The sequence below is a fragment of the Kitasatospora sp. NBC_00039 genome, from assembly GCF_045160625.1.
Classification (GTDB): domain Bacteria; phylum Actinomycetota; class Actinomycetes; order Streptomycetales; family Streptomycetaceae; genus Kitasatospora.
In genome coordinates, this window is the sequence record NZ_CP108289.1 from 4,988,257 (window position 1) to 5,008,796 (window position 20,540).

23 protein-coding genes are annotated in these 20,540 nt (G+C 74.0%); 15 read left to right on the plus strand and 8 right to left on the minus strand.

Annotation, left to right across the window (positions count from 1 at the left end):
- Positions 1-52: 52 nt before the first annotated feature.
- On the minus strand, positions 53-790 hold the full coding sequence (locus OG286_RS22100; RefSeq protein ID WP_405365720.1) for a tyrosine-protein phosphatase: 738 nt from the start codon (positions 788-790) through the stop codon (positions 53-55).
- A gap of 134 nt (positions 791-924) precedes the next feature.
- Positions 925-1,668 carry a VC0807 family protein gene (locus OG286_RS22105; RefSeq protein WP_405365721.1) on the minus strand — a complete coding sequence of 248 codons (744 nt, stop codon included), beginning with the start codon at positions 1,666-1,668 and terminating at the stop codon, positions 925-927.
- 624 nt (positions 1,669-2,292) lie between these two features.
- Between OG286_RS22105 and OG286_RS22110 the strand changes: the two genes are divergently transcribed.
- The 6 genes from OG286_RS22110 (at position 2,293) to OG286_RS22135 (ending at position 9,385) form a co-directional block, all read left to right on the plus strand.
- The gene (locus OG286_RS22110; RefSeq protein ID WP_396322002.1) at positions 2,293-2,982 is read left to right on the plus strand and encodes an RNA polymerase sigma factor; all 690 of its coding nucleotides are present in this window, start codon (positions 2,293-2,295) and stop codon (positions 2,980-2,982) included.
- Positions 2,979-4,001, plus strand: coding sequence for a hypothetical protein (locus OG286_RS22115; protein ID WP_405360320.1), 1,023 nt, complete (start codon positions 2,979-2,981; stop codon positions 3,999-4,001). The genes OG286_RS22110 and OG286_RS22115 overlap by 4 nt, the downstream gene beginning before the upstream one ends.
- A 285-nt stretch (positions 4,002-4,286) precedes the next feature.
- Entirely contained in the window at positions 4,287-4,904 is a 618-nt protein-coding gene (locus OG286_RS22120; protein WP_405360318.1) for a hypothetical protein, read from the plus strand.
- 105 nt (positions 4,905-5,009) lie between these two features.
- Positions 5,010-7,289, plus strand: coding sequence for a bifunctional polysaccharide deacetylase/glycosyltransferase family 2 protein (locus OG286_RS22125; protein WP_405360316.1), 2,280 nt, complete (start codon positions 5,010-5,012; stop codon positions 7,287-7,289).
- Positions 7,290-7,303: 14 nt separating this feature from the next.
- Positions 7,304-8,824 (plus strand): protein kinase domain-containing protein, encoded by a 1,521-nt coding sequence (locus OG286_RS22130; protein WP_396321998.1) that lies wholly within the window; start codon positions 7,304-7,306, stop codon positions 8,822-8,824.
- 54 nt (positions 8,825-8,878) lie between these two features.
- On the plus strand, positions 8,879-9,385 hold the full coding sequence (locus tag OG286_RS22135; RefSeq protein WP_396321997.1) for an NUDIX domain-containing protein: 507 nt from the start codon (positions 8,879-8,881) through the stop codon (positions 9,383-9,385).
- A gap of 72 nt (positions 9,386-9,457) precedes the next feature.
- Here OG286_RS22135 and OG286_RS22140 read toward each other — a convergent pair whose 3' ends face one another.
- Positions 9,458-10,282 (minus strand): SDR family NAD(P)-dependent oxidoreductase, encoded by an 825-nt coding sequence (locus OG286_RS22140; protein WP_405365722.1) that lies wholly within the window; start codon positions 10,280-10,282, stop codon positions 9,458-9,460.
- A 165-nt stretch (positions 10,283-10,447) separates the two neighbouring features.
- Between OG286_RS22140 and OG286_RS22145 the strand changes: the two genes are divergently transcribed.
- From OG286_RS22145 to OG286_RS22155, 3 genes are all read left to right on the plus strand, one after another.
- The gene (locus OG286_RS22145) at positions 10,448-11,344 is read left to right on the plus strand and encodes an immunity 49 family protein (protein WP_405365723.1); all 897 of its coding nucleotides are present in this window, start codon (positions 10,448-10,450) and stop codon (positions 11,342-11,344) included.
- Positions 11,345-11,446: 102 nt separating this feature from the next.
- A complete protein-coding gene (locus OG286_RS22150) occupies positions 11,447-11,839 on the plus strand; it encodes a VOC family protein (RefSeq protein WP_405365724.1) in 393 nt (130 codons plus the stop codon).
- A 341-nt stretch (positions 11,840-12,180) separates the two neighbouring features.
- A complete protein-coding gene (locus OG286_RS22155; protein ID WP_405360309.1) occupies positions 12,181-13,401 on the plus strand; it encodes a glycosyltransferase in 1,221 nt (406 codons plus the stop codon).
- Positions 13,402-13,510: 109 nt separating this feature from the next.
- Here the strand turns inward: OG286_RS22155 and OG286_RS22160 are convergent, their stop codons facing one another.
- Complete coding sequence (locus OG286_RS22160) at positions 13,511-13,714, minus strand: DUF397 domain-containing protein (protein WP_396321991.1); 204 nt, start codon at positions 13,712-13,714, stop codon at positions 13,511-13,513.
- The gene (locus tag OG286_RS22165) at positions 13,707-14,573 is read right to left on the minus strand and encodes a helix-turn-helix domain-containing protein (protein WP_396321990.1); all 867 of its coding nucleotides are present in this window, start codon (positions 14,571-14,573) and stop codon (positions 13,707-13,709) included. Before OG286_RS22165 ends, OG286_RS22160 begins: the two co-directional genes overlap by 8 nt.
- A 318-nt stretch (positions 14,574-14,891) precedes the next feature.
- On the opposite strand from OG286_RS22165, the gene OG286_RS22170 reads away from it, so the two are divergent.
- The 6 genes from OG286_RS22170 (at position 14,892) to OG286_RS22195 (ending at position 17,969) form a co-directional block, all read left to right on the plus strand.
- Positions 14,892-15,260 carry an ATP-binding protein gene (locus OG286_RS22170; RefSeq protein ID WP_405365725.1) on the plus strand — a complete coding sequence of 123 codons (369 nt, stop codon included), beginning with the start codon at positions 14,892-14,894 and terminating at the stop codon, positions 15,258-15,260.
- Positions 15,257-15,514 (plus strand): hypothetical protein, encoded by a 258-nt coding sequence (locus OG286_RS22175; RefSeq protein ID WP_405365726.1) that lies wholly within the window; start codon positions 15,257-15,259, stop codon positions 15,512-15,514. Before OG286_RS22170 ends, OG286_RS22175 begins: the two co-directional genes overlap by 4 nt.
- Positions 15,502-15,741: a hypothetical protein gene (locus tag OG286_RS22180; protein ID WP_405365727.1), complete on the plus strand. Its 240-nt coding sequence runs from the start codon at positions 15,502-15,504 to the stop codon at positions 15,739-15,741. The genes OG286_RS22175 and OG286_RS22180 overlap by 13 nt, the downstream gene beginning before the upstream one ends.
- Complete coding sequence (locus OG286_RS22185; protein ID WP_405366097.1) at positions 15,738-16,028, plus strand: hypothetical protein; 291 nt, start codon at positions 15,738-15,740, stop codon at positions 16,026-16,028. Before OG286_RS22180 ends, OG286_RS22185 begins: the two co-directional genes overlap by 4 nt.
- Positions 16,029-16,287: 259 nt before the next feature.
- Positions 16,288-17,268: an LPXTG cell wall anchor domain-containing protein gene (locus tag OG286_RS22190; protein ID WP_405365728.1), complete on the plus strand. Its 981-nt coding sequence runs from the start codon at positions 16,288-16,290 to the stop codon at positions 17,266-17,268.
- A 332-nt stretch (positions 17,269-17,600) separates the two neighbouring features.
- Positions 17,601-17,969, plus strand: coding sequence for a VOC family protein (locus tag OG286_RS22195; RefSeq protein ID WP_396321986.1), 369 nt, complete (start codon positions 17,601-17,603; stop codon positions 17,967-17,969).
- Positions 17,970-18,024: 55 nt separating this feature from the next.
- Here the strand turns inward: OG286_RS22195 and OG286_RS22200 are convergent, their stop codons facing one another.
- The 3 genes from OG286_RS22200 to OG286_RS22210 all read right to left on the minus strand — a co-directional run bounded on the left by OG286_RS22200 (position 18,025) and on the right by OG286_RS22210 (position 20,516).
- Positions 18,025-18,558 (minus strand): potassium channel family protein, encoded by a 534-nt coding sequence (locus OG286_RS22200; protein ID WP_405365729.1) that lies wholly within the window; start codon positions 18,556-18,558, stop codon positions 18,025-18,027.
- Positions 18,559-18,624: 66 nt separating this feature from the next.
- Positions 18,625-19,272 carry a response regulator gene (locus OG286_RS22205; RefSeq protein WP_396321984.1) on the minus strand — a complete coding sequence of 216 codons (648 nt, stop codon included), beginning with the start codon at positions 19,270-19,272 and terminating at the stop codon, positions 18,625-18,627.
- Positions 19,269-20,516, minus strand: a complete 1,248-nt coding sequence (locus OG286_RS22210; protein WP_396321983.1) for a sensor histidine kinase — start codon at positions 20,514-20,516, stop codon at positions 19,269-19,271. The genes OG286_RS22205 and OG286_RS22210 overlap by 4 nt, the downstream gene beginning before the upstream one ends.
- Between the last annotated feature and the right edge of the window lie 24 nt (positions 20,517-20,540).

Sequence of the window (20,540 nt, forward strand, 5' to 3'; positions counted from 1 at the left end):
GGCCCGCCGGAGGCTCGGGTGACCGGCCCCGGCCGTCGGCTCCGGTGGCGGGCTACGAGGGCAGCAGCCGGGCGCGGACGGCGGCGAGGTCGGCCGGGTCGACGCCGGCGGCGAGCAGGTACCCGGCCGGGTCGAAACCGTCGAGGGTGGCGTGCAGGGCGGCCTCGGCGGTGGTGCCGGCCTCGGCGAGCACCGCGTCGATCCGGAGGTGCTGGTCCGGCAGGCCGAGCATTCCGTACAGCGGGCGGACGTTGGGCGCGCTGAGCAGGTAGTCGGCGACGATCTCGGAGGGCTCGACGCCCACGAGGGCGAGCAGCAGCAGGGCGGCGAGGCCGGTGCGGTCGCGGCCGGCGCCGCAGTGCACGACCAGCCCGCCGGGGCGGGCGCCGGCGATGGTGGTGACCAGTTCGGCGGCGGCGTGCGCGCAGTGGTCCAGGTAGGGGCGGAGGGCGAGCGGGGTGCCGTCCAGCCTCCCGTACGTCTCCCACCAGGCGGAGCCGGCCAGTTCGTCCAGGGGGACGCGGATCAGCTCGACGCCGTCGGGGAGGGGGAGGAGCGGCTTGTACTCCTCGATGTTGCGCAGGTCGACGACGGTGCGTATGCCGTGGTCGAGGAGGGCGTCCCAGCCTTCGGCGGTGAGGCGGTCCAGGTTGTCGGCCCGGACGATCGCGCGGTGGGCGGTCCGGGTGCCGTCGGTGGTGCGGAGGCCGCCGAGGTCGCGGACGTTGAGGCAGCCGTCCCAGACCAGCGTGCGGTCCTCGGTGGTGGTCAGCGTGTGCGTCCGGCTCATCAGGGTCCCCGTTTCTCGCGGGGGTCCGTTACCCCCTCGTTATATGAGGACTATCGGGATGGTCGGATGGTTCCTGAATTGTGCGACCCGGCGTCAGCAGCATTCCGGGAAAACGTTCCTCATGGATGATCAGGTCAGCAGGCGGTCGGCTCGGCGGCCTCGGTGCGGACCAGCTTCTCCATCGGGTCGGCGGCGGTCTGGCCGAGCACCGAGCCGGCGACGATCGCGCCCACCAGGAAGACGGTGGAGAGCCAGGCCATGGTCGACACCGGCAGGGTGAAGGCGCCGACCACACGGGCCACGCACTCGGTCAGCAGGGCGGCGCCCCAGATCCCCGAGAAGAGGCGCTCGTAGCGGCGGAACGTGCGGGAGCCGGCCGCCCGGCCGTCGGCCAGCCGCTGCCACGCGGCGGAGCGGGCCCGGTCGCCCTTGGTCAGGAAGGGCATCAGCATCGGCGACATCAGCGGCCGGCCGATCAGCGCGGAGAAGAGGATCGCCAGCGCGAGGCTGCCGCTGAGCGCGCCGTCCTTGGCGAGCATCAGCCGGGCGTCGCCGGTGATGGTGGTGAGCGCCAGGCCCACGAGGTTGACGCCGAGCATCATCGACGCCCACAGGTTGAGCTTCCGCTCGCGGACCAGGCCGACGGCGGTCCGGGCGGCCGGGACGGCGCCGCTCCAGGCGAGGGCGGCGAACTCGCTCATGCCGAACGCGGAGTGCAGCAGGTAGTAGCCGGCCAGCGGGGCGGCGACGTCCAGGGCGAGCGGGCGGAGGCCGGCGGCGACCGGGTTCGGCGCCTTGGCGGTCTCCCGGGCGCCGGCCGGGGCGGTGGCGGCGGTGGTGGCAGTGGCGGCGGCGGGTGCGCTGAGGGTCTGGCTCATGATGGGTTCCTCCCCGGACTGGCTGGTCGGCCTGCGGGCGGTGCCCGCGTCGTGCCTCCAGTTTTCCGGGCCGACCCTCCGTCAGAGCAGTGTCGTCCGTTGCGGGATCCGCATGACAGTTGTCACGGTCCGCGTCATGACAGCGCCGCCGGCCTGCGCGTTCACCCGTGGTCGGGGTCGAAGGCCCAGGGCTCGCGGCCCTGTCGGCGGTGGGGTCGCACGGTCCGGCGAGGGCGGCCCGGCGGGTCGGTCCGGCGGGGCCGGTCCGGACTGCTTCGCCCACCTGCAACGTAGGCAGGAGGGGACCGGCCGGGCTGCGGGCGAAGGCCGGTGACCTGCGGGACCTTGGGCCCGGCGGGGTGCCGCCCTTGGTCCGGAACTGCCGGCGGCCCAGCGCGGTGACGGCCTGGAACGGCCCGGTCACGGGGCGCCGCAGCCGCCCGGGCGAATCGGAGCCGGTCGCCCGGATGGCGCATGATGTGGCGGGTGCAGAGTGCAGATCGCCCGGGAGCGGGCACCGACAGCGCCGTCGGCCGGTCCGGACCGGTACCGACGTCGGGCCCCCCGCCCGGCCCCCCGTCCGCCCCGTCCCCGGGGACCGCTCCCGCCGACCTGTCGGCGGCGGTGAGAGCCGCGCAGGACGGCGACGAGGAGGCGTTCCGGCTGCTGTTCCGCAGCGTGCAGCCGGGCCTGCTGCGCTATCTGCGGGTGCTGGTCGGCGGCCGCCCCGAGGACGCGCAGGACGCCGAGGACATCGCCTCCGAGGCCTGGCTGCAGATCGCCCGCGACCTGCGCGCCTTCTCCGGCGACGGGGACGGCTTCCGCGGCTGGGCCGCCACCATCGCCCGCAACCGCGCGCTGGACCACCTGCGCGCCCGGCGCCGCAGACCGGTCGCCGACCTGCCGTTCGAGTACCTCTCCGAGCTGGCCGCCGGGGACGACACGGCCGGTGCGGCGCTGGCCTCCGTCGGCACGGCGGACGCGCTGGCGCTGATCTCCCGGCTGCCCCGCGACCAGGCCGAGGCGGTACTGCTGCGGGTGGTGATGGAGCTGGACGCGGAGAGCGCCGCGCGGGTGCTCGGCAAGAGGTCCGGCAGCGTGCGGATGGCCGCGCACCGGGGGCTGCGCCGGCTGGCCAAGGTGCTGGAGCAGTCCGTCGCGGCGGGCGTGGGGATTCCGGCGCAGCAGCCGCCGGCCGGGTCGTCCGGGCAGCCGACCCGACCGGTGGCGGGGCACGTCGGAAAGGACGAGAAAAAAATTCCTCCGCAGGGTGTGACAGAACGCCGGGCCGCGACGCTGAAGGACATGAGATGAGCACCAACCGATCCCGTCGGATCGACCGCGACACGGCCGAGCAGCTGCTCGGCGGCGCCGTGGGCGGACCGTCGGCCGGGCAGGACGCCTCGCTCACCGGACCGGACGCCGGCACGGGGGTCGCCCACGTGCTGGCCGCCGCGGCCGCCCCCGCGGCGGCGGGCGAACTGGCCGGGGAGGAGGCCGCCCTGGCCGCGTTCCGGGAGGCCCGTCTCGCGCCTGTTCCTGCCGTACCCGCCGCACCCGCACCCGTCCGGAGACGATCGATGGCAACCGCCGCGCTGGCCAGGGCCTTCAGCACGAAGGCCGTTGCCGTCGTGCTCGGAGCCACGGCGCTCGGCGGTGTGGCGGTCGCGGCCGGCACGGGCAACCTGCCGTCCGCACTCGGCGGCGGGTCGGGCGGGCTGGACCGGTCGCGGGTCGCCCCGCCCGTCACCGGCACGTCCGCCGCTCCGGGGACGGGCTCCGGCACGCCGGGCAGCTCGGCGGGGCGTTCCTCCGCCGGCCCGTCGACAGGCGGGCCGTCCGCTGGTGGCCCCGCCCTGGGCGGTCCGTCCACCGGTGGGTCGCCGTCGGCGGACGCGTCCGCCGGTCCGGGGAAGCCCCCGGCGCCGGGCGCGTCGTCCCCGGCGGAGACCCGGGGCGGCCAGTTCCAGGACGCGGTGGTCACCCTCTGCCGCGGGTTCACCGACCGGACGGGCAAGGGCGAGCGCCCGCGCCTGCTGGTCGCGGACCCGCAGTTCGGCGCGCTGGTCGCGGCGGCCGGCGGTCCGGACAAGGTGGAGGACTACTGCGGGGAGGTGCTCCGGCGCTTGAGCGACGACGACCGCCAGAGCGCCACCCCGAAGCCCCGCAGCAGCGACGGCGGCGGCTCCGGTGGCGGCGACGGGAAGAGCGGCGGTACCGGTACCAAGGGCAGCACGAGCACCCCGGCGCTGCCCGCCGTACCGACGCTCCCCGACGTCCGCCCCAAGCCGGACCGCACGGACAGGTCCACCGACCCCTCACCCAAGAGGTAACCCCAGAACTCCGGATGGGCGGCGAGCGAATCCCCCCGGGCTCGCCGCCCATCCGGACCGGACCACCCGCTCCACCCGGCAGTACCCGCAGTACCAGCACCACCCGCAGACTCCGGGTGGCCGGTCGGCTCCCCCGTGCCAACCGTCCGCCCGGCCGGCCCCGGCCGGACCGGCAGGCGCACCCCGGACGCGCCACCGGCCCGGCCGGGACCAACCCCTGCGGCCCGCCCGCCCGCAGTCGGGCGGGCCGCGCCCCGCACCACCAGACCAGACCTGGACCCGACCGTGACCGTCACCTTGTACGACCACGAGCCGGCGGCCGGGGATCCGCTGCCCGGTTCCCCGGCCGCCTTTCCTTCCGAAGAGGCCGCCGAGACCACCGTCGCCCCGGTGTTCGTGGACTCCTCCGGCCGCCGCCAGCGGCGGGTCCGCAGGCTCGGCCTGCTGCTCGCCGTCCCGGCCGCCGGTTACCTGGCGCTGCTGGCCAGCACGGTGCTCGGCGGCCCGACCGTCAGCGCGCCGTTCCTGCCGCTGCCGCCCGGGCCGAGCGCCGCCGCGCCCGCACCGGCCGACCCGGAGCCCACCGCGGGGCCGACGATCACCGGCACGCCCGGGCCGGACAGCGTGCAGCCCGGGACGGTGCGGCCGACGGCGGCCGACCACCGCACGGCTGTCCCGGTGGCGGCCACCCCGCGGCCGTCCGGCCCGGAGGCCGGACCGTCCTCGCCGCCGCCCGCCTCCGCGTCCGCCACGCCGGGCGGCAACGGCGGGAACGGCGCCGGCAACGGGGGCAGCAGCGCGGGGGGAGCCACCCCCACCCCCGGTCACGGCCGCCCCACCGACGCGCCGGGCAACTCCGGCAACGCGGGCGGCAAGCCCGGCAAGCCCTCACCGACGCCCTGACGGCGGACTCCCGACCCCCGCCGTGGCCTGCGCGGAGCTTCGTGAAGCTCCGCGCACCCGGCCCCGTCGGCGTCCCCGGACCGGGCCCCTCCCGAAAGCGCCCCCGTGAGCACCTCCCGCCGTCGAAGAACAGGCCGTCCCGCCCCCGCCCCGCAGGCCCGCCGCGGCCGGCGCGGCGTCGTCCGTCAGGGCCCGCTGCGCACCCACTGGCTGCTGCTGACCGCGCTGCTGCTCACCCTCGGCGCCACCCTGCTGATCCAGGGCTACACCCAGCACCTCTACGACCACCGCCCCGACCAGGCCGCCCGCCAGGCCGCCCGCCAGGCCGGCTCGGAGGCCGTCCCCGAGCCCGTCCGCACCGGCGGCCCGGTGATCGACGCAGCCGGCCCGCAGCCGCGCACCGCCATGCCGAAGCCCGGGACCGTCGCGCTGACCTTCGACGACGGCCCGGACCCCCGCTGGACCCCGGAGATCCTGGACACCCTGCGCCGCAACGGCGTGCACGCCACCTTCTTCGTGGTCGGCACCCAGGCCGCCGCCCACCCCGATCTGGTCCGCCGGATCGTCGCCGAGGGCCACCAGCTGGGTGTGCACACCTTCACCCACACCGACCTCGGTTCCCAGCCCGCCTGGCGTCGTTCGCTGGAGCTGCGGGAGTCCCAGCTGACCCTGGCCGGTGCCGCCGGGGTGACCAGCTCACTGCTGCGCCCGCCCTACTCGTCCACCGCCGACGCCCTGGACGACCCGGCCTGGTCCGCCGTCCAGCAGGCCGGCCACGAGGGCTACCTCACCGTGCTCACCACCCGGGACAGCGAGGACTGGCGCCGCCCGGGCATCGCGTCCATCGTGAACACGGTCATCGGCGAGCCCGGCAACCGGCAGGGCCAGATCGTGCTGATGCACGACGCGGGCGGCGACCGCATGCAGACCGTCGCCGCGCTGGACGGCCTGCTGCCCCAGATGAAGGGGCTCGGCTACCGCTTCACCACCGTCAGCGAGTCGGTCGGCCTGCCCGACCCGGTCCACCCGGCCACCGGGGCCGAGCACTGGCAGGGCCTCGCCCTGATCCAGGTCCTGCGGACCGGCGACTGGACGCTGACCGTCCTGGGCTGGCTGCTCTACGCGGCGGGCGCGGTCAGCGTGCTGCGCGCGGTCGCCCTCCTGGTCGCCGCCCGCCGGCACAAGAAGCTGCGCCGACGGCGGCCGTGGGGCCCGCCGGTGACCGAGCCGGTCAGCGTGATCGTGCCCGCCTACAACGAGTCGGCCGGCATCGAGGCAGCCGTCCGCTCACTGCTCGCCTCCGACCACCCGGTCGAGATCATCGTGGTCGACGACGGCTCGACCGACGGCACCGCCGACCTGGTGGAGTCGCTGGACCTGCCCTACGTCCGGGTGATCCGGCAGGAGAACGCGGGCAAGCCGGCCGCGCTCAACACCGGTATCGCCGCCGCCCGCGCCGAGCTGCTGGTGATGGTCGACGGCGACACCGTCTTCGAGCCGGACGCCGTCCGGATGCTGGTGCAGCCCTTCGCCGACCCGTCGGTGGGCGCCGTCTCCGGCAATGCCAAGGTGGTCAACCGGGGCGGGCTGCTCGGCCGCTGGCAGCACATCGAGTACGTGGTCGGCTTCAACCTGGACCGCCGGCTCTTCGACCTCGCCGAGTGCATGCCCACCGTTCCGGGCGCGGTCGGCGCCTTCCGCCGCTCGGCGGTGCTCGCGGCCGGCGGTGTCGGCGACGAGACACTCGCCGAGGACACCGACCTGACCATGGCCCTCTGCCGGGACGGCTGGCGGGTCGTGTACGAGGAGCGCGCGAAGGCCTGGACGGAGGCGCCGGCCTCGCTGAGCGCGCTCTGGCGGCAGCGCTACCGCTGGTGCTACGGCACCCTTCAGGCGATGTGGAAGCACCGCGGCGCGCTCCGGCAGCACGGGCAGGCCGGCAAGCTGGGCCGGCGCGGTCTCGGCTACCTCCTGATGTTCCAGGTGCTGCTGCCGCTCCTCGCCCCCGTGGTGGACGTTTTCGCGCTGTACGGGCTGGCCTTCCTCGACCCGGCGCGGATCATCGGCCTCTGGGCCGCCTTCCTGCTGGTCCAGCTGCTGATGGGCACCTACGCCTTCCGGCTGGACCGGGAGCGGCTCGGCCCGCTCTGGAGCCTGCCCCTGCAGCAGTTCGTCTACCGGCAGCTGATGTACCTGGTGGTGATCCAGTCGGTCTTCACCGCGGTGGCCGGCTCCCGGCTGCGCTGGCAGCGGATGCAGCGGTACGGCAGCCTGCGGGTGCCGGCCGTCTCCGCCGGGGTCGATGCTCCGCCGGAGCCCGTGGGGACAGGGGGCTATCGTGCACAGGTGCACGAGGCGGTCCGGGACCCCGGGCAGGGCACGTGAGGGGAGCGGTTCCAGTGATCGGACGGGCGCTTAACGGGCGTTACGAACTCGTCGAGATACTCGGCGTCGGCGGCATGGCCACCGTCTGGCGGGGCGTGGACCACGTGCTGGGCCGACAGGTGGCCGTCAAGGTCCTCAACGGGGGCCTCGCCGACGACCCGCGCTTCGCCGAGAGGTTCAGCCGCGAGGCGCAGCACGCCGCGATGCTGGTGCACCCGAGGATCGTCATGGTCTTCGACTCCGGCGTGGACCAGGGCTCGCCGTACATCGTCATGGAGCTGGTGAACGGCCGGTCGCTGGCCACCGTGCTCGCCCAGCAGCCCGGCCTGCCGGTGGAGCGGGCGGTCGGCATCGCGGCGGCCGTCTGCGAGGCGCTGACCGTCGCGCACGGCGCCGGCCTGGTGCACCGCGACATCAAGCCCGGCAACATCATGATCACCGACGACGGCGGGGTGAAGGTCGTCGACTTCGGCATCGCCCGGGCCGGCTCCTCCCACAACCTCACCCAGACCGCTTCGGTGCTCGGTACGGCGGCCTACCTCTCGCCCGAGCAGGCCACGGCGTCCGAGCTGGACGGACGCACCGACCTCTACGCGGTCGGCTGCGTGCTGACCGAGATGCTCACCGGCGCCACCCCGTTCACCGCCGAGACCCCGGTGGCGATCGCGTTCAAGCACGTCAGCGAGCAGCCGCTGCCGCCCTCCGCGAGACGGGCGGGCGTGCCGGCGGCGCTGGACGCCGCGGTGCTGCGGCTGCTCGCCAAGAACCCGGCCGACCGGCCGGCCGACGCGGCGGCGGCCCGGTCCGAACTGCTCTCCTGCATACCCGGGCTGGTGGTCGGCGACCCGACCGGCGAACTCCTCGCGACCGCCTCGGCCGGTCAGGCCACCCAGCTCCTGCCGCCCGTCCCGGTGCAGCCGGTGGCGGCCACCTCGGTGATGGCGGCCGTCCCGTCGCAGCCGCCGTTCCACGCCGAGCCGCTGCCCGCGCCCGCCCGGGAGAGCCGCCGCAAGCCGCTGGTCTTCGGCGCGCTCGGCCTCGTGGGGGTCGCGGGCGCCGCGATGCTCGCGCTCACCGCCTTCGACGGCCCGGGCACCCCGGCCGCCGCCCCTCCCGCCGCCACCAAGCCCTCCCAGACCGCGTCGGCCGCCCCGGTGCCCACGCCCGCCGCGACCACCCCCGCACCCACCACCCCGGCCGCCCTCCCGACCCCGTCGGCCACCTCCACCCCGCCGCGCGGCCAGGCCGCGGCCGCGCAGCTGAACGCCCTGCGCCAGGCCGTCGCCCAGGCCCAGATCACCAAGGAACGCGACCGCCAGCTCGACCTGCTGCACACCCTCGACGACGCCTCCGCCCGCCTCAACCAGGGCCAACCGGACGACGCGGTGCAGGAGTTGAAGAACGCCCAGAAGATCGTCCGGGACATGGCGAAGAAGCACGCCATCGACGCTCTGACGTCCGCGAACTGGAACACCCGGCTCAGCGTCCTGATCACCTCCCTCAACGCGGCGGCCGACCACAACCAGAACGACTGAACGCAGCCCGCTCCTTCGGTGCGTCCTGTCGGACCTGCCCGGTACGGTCGGCCGGTGACACGCGAAGAAATGGAGTGGGCCGCCGCCGAGGCCCGACTTGCCGCCGCCGAACTCGGTGACGTCCAGGCCTGGTTGGCAGCCGCCGGCCCGGAGCCGGCGGGCCCGCTCGGTGCCGAGGTCTGGGTCTTCGACCGGCAGCTCGGCCGCGTCCTGCTGGTGCGGCACCGTTGGCGCGGCTGGGTCCCACCGGGTGGCCAGGTCGAGCCGGGCGAGACGCCCCGCGCCGCGGCCCGCCGCGAACTCCTCGAAGAGGCCGGTCTGCGCGCCGAGTTGCTCCACCGGCCGGCCCTGGCAGCCGTTCGCTCCTATCACCCCGGCGCCCCCGCCACACTGAGCCTGTCCTACGTCGCGGTCGTGGACGCGGCGGTTCCCCTGGTGGCGGAGGAGGGCCAACCGGCGGCCTGGACGCCCCTGGACGAGGAGTGGGAGAGCTGCTTCCCCGGCGACCGCGCCCTCATGCGCCGGCACGCCGAGCGGATCGCCCACGGCGTCACCGGGTGACCATCCGGCTGTGAAATGGGAGGTCGGCCGGTCCGACTTCCCACTCCGCCGCTGGTGCCTGGCGGGTGGTCATCAGCCCGCGGCGCGGCTGGTGGCCTCCCAGCCGGCCCAGTCCGCCTTGCGCCGGTCGGCGGCGTCCTGGGCGACGTCGTACATGGCGCTGCCGAGGACGAGGCGCAGGGGCGGCCGGTCGCTGTCGACGAGGGCGAGGACGGCGTCGGCGGCCTTGGCCGGGTCGGCGTCCTCGGCGTCGCCCCACATCTCGGCGAGGGCGGTGTGCAGGGGCTCGTAGGCCTCGTGGCGGGGCTGGGTGCGCATGGTGGTGTAGAGGTCGGTGGTGTAGCCGCCGGGTTCGACGATGGTGACCTTGATGCCGAACGGCGCGACCTCCTGGGCGAGCGCCTCGGTCATGCCTTCCAGCGCCCACTTGCTGGCGCTGTAGAGCCCGGTGGTGGCGAAGCCGATGATGCCGCCGACGCTGGAGATCTGGATGATGTGGCCGCTCTGCCGGGCCCGCAGGTGGGGGAGGACGGCCTGGGTGACCCAGAGGGCGCCGAAGAAGTTGGTTTCGAGCTGGGCGCGGGCGTCGGTCTCGGTGAACTCCTCGACGGTGCCGCTGGTCATGATGCCGGCGTTGTTGACGACGACGTCGATGCGGCCGAAGGCGGCGGCGGCCTTGTCGACGGTGGCCGCGACGGCTTCGCGGTCGGTGACGTCGAGGGGGAGGACGACGAGCCGGCCGGGGTGTTCGGCGAGGGTCGGGTCGAGGAGGGCGGTGCGGCGGGCGGTGGCCACGACCCGGTCGCCGGCGGCGAGCGCGGCGCGGGTGAAGGCGAGGCCGAGGCCGCTGGACGCGCCGGTGACGAACCAGACGCGGTCGGTGGTGTTTCGGGTCATCGCGATGGCCTCTCGGTCTCTGCCTACTGATTGAACGAGACGGTTCGTCTCGTGCGCTCCACTATGGACCGCTCGGGGGTGATCGTCAAGACGAGACGGTTCGTCTCGTCGGCCCCTCCTGTTAGCGTCGTGACCGGCTTTGACGATCACGGGAGGGGAGCGGACGTGCAGGAAGTGACGCGTCACCAGGTGGGCGAGGAGCGCATTGCCGCGGCTCTGGAGGACATCAGGGGCCGGGCCTTCGGCCGCTGGCACGGGCTGCGCTACGACAGCCTCTCGCTGAAGCGGATGCGCGAGATGGGCGGCGAGCTCCTCGACCACGCCGCCGCGTGCACCCTGGAGGACCCCGCGCTCGACGCCGCCCCCGCGCGGCTGGCCCTGCGGACCGCGGCGGAGTGCAGCCTCGGGGTGCTGAGCCTCGGGGCCTTCCCCGAGGGCGACTTCGAGGTCGTCCTCCCGCTCGTCGACCAGAGGCTCTCCAGCGAGACCTTCGCCTTCGGGGACGCCGTGGACGAGGCGCCCACCGCACGGACGTGGGTGGACGCGTTCGCGATGTGCGCGATCACCGGCCTGCTCCGGGAGCCGGCTCGGCTGGTCGGCCCGCTGCTCAAGGAGGACTACGCGCCCGCGATCCGCGACGGGGTGCCGTACTCGCGCCTGGAGTCGGTCTCCGACCCGGCCGACCTCGCCGAGATGGACGCCCTCTGCGCGTACCTGCCCGACCTGGCGGGCACCTGGCCCCGGTCGCGGATCGCGTCCGAACCCCTGGTCAAGCCGGCCGCCGAGGCACGTGCGGAGGCCGCCCGCCGGCTGGACGCCGCCGGCACGCTGACCCCCGACCAGCGGCTGCTGCGCGTACTGCTGGACGACGACCGGCCCGCCTTCGACCAGGCCCTGGCGGACCGCCTCCGCCGGCACCACGAGGAGGCCGGCCCCGACCCGGAGCCGCGGAGCCTGCTGCCGGTCGGTGCGATCGCGGTGGCCGCCGTCGCCGTCCAGGCGTGCGGCTGGCAGCCGGGCCTGCGCTCCGGCTACCTCCCGGAGGGGCTCCTCCGGGCCTGACGGCCGCCGCGGGCGGAAATCGCCGACCGTCCGCTGTCACACTTCCCCGTTCCGGTCCGTCGGTGTTTTGACCAGGCGCGCCAATGAGCGAGGGAGACGCGGATGTTGAAGAACCTGATGTATGTGGCCGTCTACGTGACCGACCAGGACCGGGCCCTGGCCTTCTACACGGAGGGCCTCGGGCTGAACAAGCGCATCGACTACCCGGGCCCCGACGGCCGCTTCCTGACGGTCGCCGCGGGCGACGATCCGGTCGAGATCATCCTGTGGTCCGGCGGCTCGGGACAGGGTCCGGTGGTCGAGGCCGAGGGGGCGGTCGTCGTGGGTTCGGTCTTCATCGAATCCGACGACCTGGAGGCGGAGTTCAAGGTGCTCCAGGCGCGCGGCGTCCGGTTCGTCGAGCCCGGGCCGGTGCACTACCCCTACGGCGTCCGCATCACGGCGCTCGACCCCGACGGCAACCGGATCGAACTCCGCCAGCGCAGCCAGGGCTGACGCAGCGGCGGCCGGCCACGGGACGGCGCGCGGGAGGGGTGGGGCCAGACCCACTCCTCCCGCCCCGGGGAACGCGCACCGGTGGGTGGAGAACAGTCATGGCGAGGGGTGGGGCCCTGCGGCGTGCTGATCGCAGACAATCGGCCGCGACGGAAACGTTCGGCGCGTCGCCGCATCGTAAGAAGGGGAGTCCGTTCGCAGCGGACGATGAGTCGGAAGGCGGCACACCCACGCCTTTCCACTCTCAACATATAGCGCACGGGGGGCCTTGCGGCAAGGCCCCGGCGATGCCGCAGAATCTCCGACCGAGGCCGAAAACCAAGGAAGTTCGGAGTTGCTGAATGCGTGTTTTGCTGGTGGCGTACGGGTCGCGCGGGGACATCGAGCCGATGGTCGGCCTCGCGGTGCAGTTGCAGGCGCTCGGCGCCGAGGTGCAGGTGTGCGCGCCGCCGGACTTCGCGGAGCTGCTGGCCGGGTTCGGCCTCCCGCTGGCGCCGATCGGCCCGTCAGTGCGCGAGATGACGAAGGGCGCGGTGACCGGGGCGAAGCCGGCGCCGCCGGCGAGCATGCCGGAGCGCGCGGCCCGGATGGTCGCCATGACGTACGACGCGGCCTCCTCGGTGGCCGAGGGCGTCGACGTGGTGGTGGCGACGGGCCTGATCCCGGCCGCGGCCGCCGCGCGGTCGGTGGCCGAGAAGCTGGGCGTCCCCTACAGGTTCGTCTCCTACTTCCCGAGTTACCTGCCGTCGCCGCACCACCCGCCGCTCGCGTGGACGAAGCCGCTCCCGGCGGACGTGACCGACAACCGGGTGCTGTGGGAGCTGAACGCGCAGGACATGGACGAGCTGTTCGGCGGCGCGGTCAACACCCACCGCGCGTCGATCGGCCTGCCCCCGGTGGAGAACGTCCGCGACCACGTCTTCACGGGGCAGCCGTGGCTGGCGGCGGACGCGGTCCTGGGCCCGTGGCTTGAGCCGGCGGAGCTCGACGTGGTGCAGACCGGCGCGTGGATCCGGGAGGACGAACGCCCGCTCCCGGCCGGGCTGGAGGCGTTCCTGGAGGCCGGTGATGCACCGGTGTACGTGGGCTTCGGCAGCATGCCGGTGCGCGACGCGGAGGACGTCGCCGAGGCGGTCGTCGGGGCGGTCCGCGCGCAGGGCCGCCGCGTGCTCCTCGGGAGCGGCTGGGCCGGACTGGCGCTGACCGACGACCGGGACGACTGCTTCGTCGTCGGGGAGGTCAACCAGCAGGCCCTGTTCGGCCGGGTCGCCGCCGTCGTGCACCACGGCGGTGCGGGAACGACGACGACGGCCGCCCGGGCCGGCGCGCCCCAGGTGGTGGTGCCCCAGATGGCCGACCAGCCGTACTGGGCGGGCCGGGTGGCCGACCTGGGCATCGGCGCGGCCCACGACGGCCCGACGCCGACCACCGAGTCCCTCGCGGCCGCGCTGAGGACGGCGCTGGCCCCCGGGGTCCGTGACCGGGCTGCCGCCGTGGCCGGCACGATCCGCACCGACGGCGCGGTGGCGGCGGCGAAGATGCTGCTGGACGCGGTCGGCTAATCGTCCTCGGGCTCCTCCTCACGGTCGTCGGCGGCCTTCTCCGCTGGCGCAGAGCCAGCCGGCCGTAGCCCCGCGGTCCCCTCGCTCGGTTGAGCGAGGAGCCGTTGGGTCATGTGGTGGGGGCGGCGTGGTGGTCGAACTCGCCGGCCTTGATGCCTTGGAGGAGTGCGGCGAACTTGGTGGGGGTGGTGCGGAGGATGACGTCGGCGTCGTCGGACTCACGGAGTTGGACCAGCCCGCCGGCGGTACGGACCTCGACACAGTCGTCGTGTGCAGCGGAGTAGCTGGACTTCTGCCACACGGAGCTAGGCATGCTTACTATCCATTTCTTTCTTCACGGATCGGATGAAGTCGCGGGACTCCTCTACTGAGAGGGCAGTCGACTCCATCTGAGCGAGGATGGCTCGGAACCTCGCCACGTGGGCTGGAGCGTCGAGGAGTTGGCAGCCGAAGCCTGTGTCCGTCTGCACCGTGTCCAAGTCGGGAATCGGTCCTTCGGCGTAGGTGAAGTTCTCGATAGGACTCGGCAGGCCGGCGATGTCGAACGGCAGGACTCGAATTGCGATGCCGGGAGCTTCGGAGTCCTCGATGAGGGCGTCGAGCTGCTCGGCACGAACGTGGGGGCCACTGAACTGCATCCGCAGTGCTGCCTCATGGATGAACGCAGAGTACGGTGTCGCGCCGGAGCGGACCGTGCGTTGCCGTTGAATGCGAAAGGCCGTTCTGAGATCGACCTCGTGTCGGGGCAGGGGCGGGTAGGCCTGGGAGAAGACAGCGGAAGCGTAGGCACCGGTCTGAAGCAGCCCGGGTACGAATGTGATCGTGTAGGTCGAGAGCCGTCGTGCGTGATCCTCAAGCTCTGCGACCTCGAGAAAGTCTTCCGACAGGGTGTCGCGGTGCGACTCCCACCAGCCGGTTCTGCCTCGCTCCGTGATGATGTCAGCGAGCGCATCGATCAGCGGTTGATTGACGCACATGCACGCTGCTGCGATCGTCCGCAGGCGCTCCACGCTGATGCCAATCCGTGCTGACTCCATCTGCGTCACCTGGGCAGGGTTCATCCCGACAACGCGACCGAGCTGAGTGCCGCCGAAGCCGGCCTGCTCTCGCATCCGCCGGAGCTCAGCACCAAGCCTGCGCTGGCGGAGTGTTGGGGTGCTGCGTGGAGGCATGGCTTCCTTCCAGGAAAAGGACCAGGCCCAAGTCTGCCGCGCTGGTCGTGCGGTGGTCCATCTGGGGCTGGGCTACCACGGTAGAGGGAAAATCCCGCATGGATGGAAATTTGGATACTGGCATGCGTTATGGTCGTCTCAGATCGATCCGATGGATCGTCAGTAACGCCTGTTTCCAGGGCAGTAGGCGCCTGCTGCCCGCGCACCGCAGAGCAGCCACGCGTGGCATCAACCAGCTCCGCCCTGGCCTGGCTCACGGCGACGATTCCGCCGGTGAACGCCTCACCCATTCCACTCAGCCTCGTCCGGAGGTTCCTCATGTGTGCCTTCAACCCGCCCGACTGGTCCGCCGCCCGCGCCGAGCTGCGTGACGCGCTCGCCGCCGCGTCCTGGCCCGACGACCTCATCCAGGATGCCGAACTCGCCCTCTGTGAGCTGTACGTCAACGCCTGGCGCCACGGCGGCAGCCCCGCGCCCCTGGTCGTGGTCCTGCTCCTGAACCGGACCCTGCGGGTCTCGGTCGCCGACGACAGCCCCACCCTCCCCGAACCGGTCCAGTCCGCCGACCCCTACGAGCTGTCCGGCCGCGGCCTGCACCTCGTCCGCTCGCTCACCCACCGCTTCGGCACCGACCCGCGCAAGCACGGCGGCAAGGCGGTCTGGTTCGAGCTGGAGGCCGCCGCGTGACCGGCCCCCGCATCCCGCTCTCCCCCGACGACCCCCGCATGCACGACCACACCGACGCCCACGTCACCGCCCTCCTGCGCGAACTCCACGAACGCGGAGCCAGGTTCGGCATCCAGTGGGGCTCCGCCACCACCCACCACAGCACCGTCGACGGCCGCATCCTCGTCAACTTCGGCCACGCGCCCATCGCCACCCTCCTCAACCTCCTCCACCTCCTCCGCGCCACCGAAAGGGACCAGCCGTGGGAGTCCTGATCCCGATGGCCACCCAGGCCGTCCACACCGAACGCACCACCCTCGCCCACCTCACCGTCGAAACCGTCCCCGACGCGGCCCTCCAGCTCCGCGCCGCCGTCGACCTCGACATCCACGCCGCCCCCGGCGAACACCTCGCCCTCCCCCTCACCCGCGACCAGGCCCACGAACTCCTCCACACCCTCGCCGCCCACCTCGGCCACCGCGTCATCGGCATCCGCCGATGAGAACCGGCACCGCGAACTTCCTCGTCGGCGCCGCCCTCCTCGCCCTCCTCGCCCTCGCCCTCGCCACCGTCGCCCTCGGCGTCGTCACCGCCCTCAGAGTCAACGACGAGGACGACCGGCAACCCCCACCCCCCATCACCCGACACGGCCGCTGGGAACTGCGCCAACTCCCCGACGGCACCCACGAATACGCCTGGATCGCCCGCCAGGCCGGCCACTACGGCCCCGAGATCCGCCACCGGGCCAACCCCGGCCCCGCCCCCGGCCGGCACCGCATACCCGGCTGAGCCGTTGACGCGGAGGCCCCCGCCCGCCCGGGTGGGGGCCTCGCCGGTCTCCGGCCCCGGTGATGACCGGCGTCCCGCACGCCTCGCCGGGCCGGTCGAAGGATTCCGAAAAAACTTTTGAAACCACCTGCAACCCCCGGCGGGGATGCACGTCTATACGGATGAAGGCACGGAGAGCGAGACCGGCAAGGAAAGGCCGGGGGGCGCTACCGCTCGACGACAGCGGGCAGCCGGCCGTCTTCACCACACCATCCGCACCATGACCCTGGGGATTCACGTCATGCGCAAGTCCGTTATGTCCTTGATCGCGAAGAACGTCCGCTCGATCTCCGGCCGCCGCCGCCTCGCCACCGTCGCCGCCACCGTCGTCCTCGCCGGCTCCGTCCAGCTCATGACCGCCGAAAGCTCCTGGGCCTGCGGGGACATGCGCCTCGGCGGCCCGCAGGCCGCCGCGAGCGGCCCCGGCATCACCGAGATTGCTCCCGACGCCGCCTTCGTCTCCGGCAAGTCCAGCGTCGTCGCGGACGGCAAGTGGAACGAGGTCGCCGTGAAGGTCACCAACAAGACCGGCATCGACGCCCAGGGCATGCAGCCCACCTTCGGCATCCACAGCGCCGACAGCGGCGCGGCACTGCGCACCCAGGACGTCCACATCCAGTGGCTGGACTACACCAACACCTGGAAGGACGTGCCGGCGGTCGGCGGCTGCTACCGCACGGTGGACGCCGACTTCACCCAGCGCCAGCGCCTGGACAGCGGCTCCTCCATGACCTTCAAGTTCCGTTACTCGCTCGCCCCGAGCACCCCCAAGGGCGTCACCAAGGTCGAGCTCGTCACCGACGCCTGGCGCGCCGGCGCCGAGGCCAACGGCGCCACCGACCTGAAGGCCGTCAACGTCACCCGTGGCCAGGACGCCCCGGCCGCCAAGCCCACCACCACCGCGAAGCCGACCGCGACCACCAAGCCCACGACCACCGCCAAGCCGGTCACCAAGCCCGCCCCGGCCAAGCCCGTCGAGGACAAGACCCCCGCCCCGACCGCGACCGCCACCAAGGCTCCGGCCGTCGCCCCGGCCGCCACCCCCTCGGCCCCCGCCACCACCGCCCCCGCCGGCACCCCCGAGCTGGCCCAGACCGGCTCCAGCTCCACCAACGGCTTCCTCGCCGCCTCCGCCGCCGCCTTCGTCGCCCTCGGCGCCGGCGTCCTGATCGCCGTGCGCCGCCTGCGTCCCCAGCGCTGACGGCACGCACGGAAACCCGAAGGGGCCCTTCTCCGCACGGCGGTGCGGAGAAGGGCCCCTTCACCCTTTCCGGGCTCCGCCCGCAGGCCACGACGGCGCTCGGCCGCTACGCCGTCGACCCGGCCGTCGACCGGGCCCTGATCGCGGCGGTCACCGGGTGGCGGCGCACGGCGGGCCGCGCCTGGCGACGCCGACCACGCCGTCCGTGGCGATGCGCCCGCCGCCCTCCAGGGCGCCGGGCCGTCTCCGGAACGGATCGATGTGCTCACGGTGTTGACGCAGGACACCACCCTCGGCGGCGAGGCCGCCCGCATCCTCGGAAAGTGGGAAACATGCTGACCATCGGTTCCGTCGTCCTCGGCGTCGAGGACGTCCGCCGCGCAGTCGCCTTCTGGACGGCCGCCCTCGACTACGTGCCGCGCGACGAGATCGACGACCGCTGGGTCGTCCTCGTCCCCGCGAAGGGCGCCGGCGTGCAGGTGGCGCTCGGCCGCAGCGAGTCGCCGGTGCAGGAGCACCCGCGCGTCCACCTCGACCTCTACGCGGCCGACGCCGCCGACCAGGCCGCCGAGGTGGAGCGCCTGGTCGCCCTCGGGGCCCGGCACGTGGACTGGGACAGCTACCCGGAGGACCCGGACTTCGTCGTCCTCGCGGACCCGGACGGCAACCGCTTCTGCGTCATCGACACCAGCCGGAGCTGAGGCCGGCCGGACGTGACTCCCGGGCGCGACCCTTGATTCGCTCGCCGGCAGGCCGCTAGTCGCGCCGCCGCACCCGGCTCTCGACACCGCTGCGGACCTGGCGGCTCAGCGCCCCGGCCGCCGTCGCGATGAAGACGAAGTTGTACGTGATCTGCAGCATCACCACCAGCCGCGGCGCCTGCCCGGACGCGGTGATGTCGCCGTAGCCGACCGTGGACATGGTGACGAGGGTGAAGTAGAGCGCGTCGAGCCGGGTGTTGAGCCCCACGAACTCGTCGGGCTGGGCGCCGAGGACGTAGTAGGTGGCGGCGAAGACGGTCATCGAGAGGCAGATCAGGAAGACCAGCCAGACCCCCGGACGGCGGCCGGTGCCGTTCAGGATGTCGATGATCCGGGCGAGCAGCAGGGCGCTCAGGCCGGTCAGGACGACGCCGAAGAGCAGCCAGCTGAGCACCGGCCGATGCTCGCCGAAGAAGCGCAGCGGCAGGGTGAAGTACGCGACCATCAGCACCGTGAACGAGCCCAGCAGCAGGCACCAGGCCCGCATGTCGATGCGGTTCCGGGGCGGTGGCGGCAGGTCGTCGGACATCCACCCCAGGCTCCGGTGCCGCACCGGCCCGTGCCCGCCGGGCTGCTCCGTCCGGGGCAGCCGGTCTCAGCCGGCCAGGCCCTGCCGGATCGCCAGGACGGCCAGCCCGACCCGGTTCGGGCTGCCGGTCTTGGCCATCAGGTGGGAGACGTGCGTCTTCACCGTGGTCACGCCGAGGTGCATCCGTTCGGCGATCTCGATGTTGGAGAGCCCGCCGGCGATGTGCCGCAGCACCTCGTGCTCGCGCCCGGTGAGGCCGCCGACGGGCTGGCGCCGGCCGTCCCCGCCGGTCCAGTCGGAGGCGGCCCTGGCGACCACCCGCCGCAGGACGGCCGGGCTGTAAGGGCTCTCGCCGGACGCCGCCCGCCGGACGGCGTCGAGGACGGCGGCGGGCTCGACGTCCTTGGCGAGGAAGCCGCAGGCTCCGGCGGCGAGGGCCGGGTAGAGGCGGTCGTCGTCGTCGAAGGTGGTGAGGACGACGATCCGGGTGGCGGGCAGCAGGCGGTTCAGTTCGCGGGTGGCGGCGATGCCGTCGGTGCCGGGCATGTGGAGGTCCATCAGGACGACGTCGGGGCGCAGTCGCAGGGCCAGTTCGACGGCCTGCGCGCCGTCCGCGGCCTCGCCGGCGACGGCCAGGTCGTCGGTGGACTCGCAGAGCATCCGCACGCCGGCCCGGACCAGCTGCTGGTCGTCGACGATCAGGACGCCGATCACGCGGCACCCCCGTGGGCCTTCGCGAAGGACCCCGGTACGGCCGGTGCGCCGGGTGCGGTCAGCGGCCAGGAGGCCGCCAGACGCCAGCCGCCCGGCACCGGTCCGGCCTCGACCGCCCCGCCGACCAGCGCGACCCGCTCGCGCATGCCGAGCAGCCCGTGGCCGCCGCCGACCCCGCCGGGGGCACGGTGGCCTTCGGACAGCTCGTTCTCCAGCTCCAAGCGCACGCTCTCCCCCTCCGTCGTGACCTCTGTCGTGGCCCGCAGCCGGACCCTCGCCCCCGCGTCGGCGTGCCGGGCGACGTTGGCCAGGCCCTCCTGCACCAGCCGCAGCACCGTCAGCCCGCCGATCGCGTCCAGCTGGCCGAGCCGTCCGCCGATGTCGGCGTCGATCCGCAGGCCGGCCTGCCGGGAGCGCTCGACGACGCCGTGGACGGCGGCCGGCAGGTCGGTGGTCTCGGCCAGCAGCGGGGCCAGGTGCTCGGCGTTGGGCTCCCGCAGGGCGGCGAGCAGGCGCCGCAGGTCGGCGAGGGCGGTGGTGGCGCTCGCGTGCACGTCGTCCAGGACGGCGGCCAGCCGCGGATCGGTGCCGGGGAGCACGTGCCGGGCGACCCCGACCCGCAGCACGGTGGAGGCCAGGTGGTGGGCCACCATGTCGTGCAGCTCGCGGGCGATGGCGGCGCGTTCGCCCATCCGGGCGCCCCACTCGGCGAGGTCGCGGCTGTGCTCGGCCTCGCGGGCCCGCTCCTGGGCCGTCCGGGCGGCCTGATCGGCCGAGCGGAGGTAGCCGGCCAGCAGGACCGGGACGCCGCCGACCACCGCCGCCCGGTACAGCGCGCCCGGGACGCCCCACAGGAGTTCGGGCCAGGGCAGTTCCGACCAGGGCAGCCCGGCGCCGGCGGTGGCCAGCTGGACGAGGGCCAGGGCGGCCCCGGCCTGAACGACCGGCGCGCCCCAGCGGCGCAGCGCCAGTTCGAAGAAGGCCGCGGCGACCCCGGCCTTGACCTCGACGTGCACGGTGGCGGCGGCCGGTGAAGCCGTGAGTGCCAGCAGCGCGCACTGGCCGAGCGCGACCGCCAGCGGCCACCGCCCGCCGAGCGCCGCCAGCAGCAGCGCGCCGAGGCCGATCGCCCAGCCGCCCGCGCCCAGCTCCGCGGGGCGGCCCGTCAGCAGCAGGTACCCGAGCCCGGATGCCAGCAGGGCGGGCCGCAGCAGCCGCAGCCCCCACCATCGTGTTCCCGTCACCTTGTCGAGACTAGGGTCGGGCCG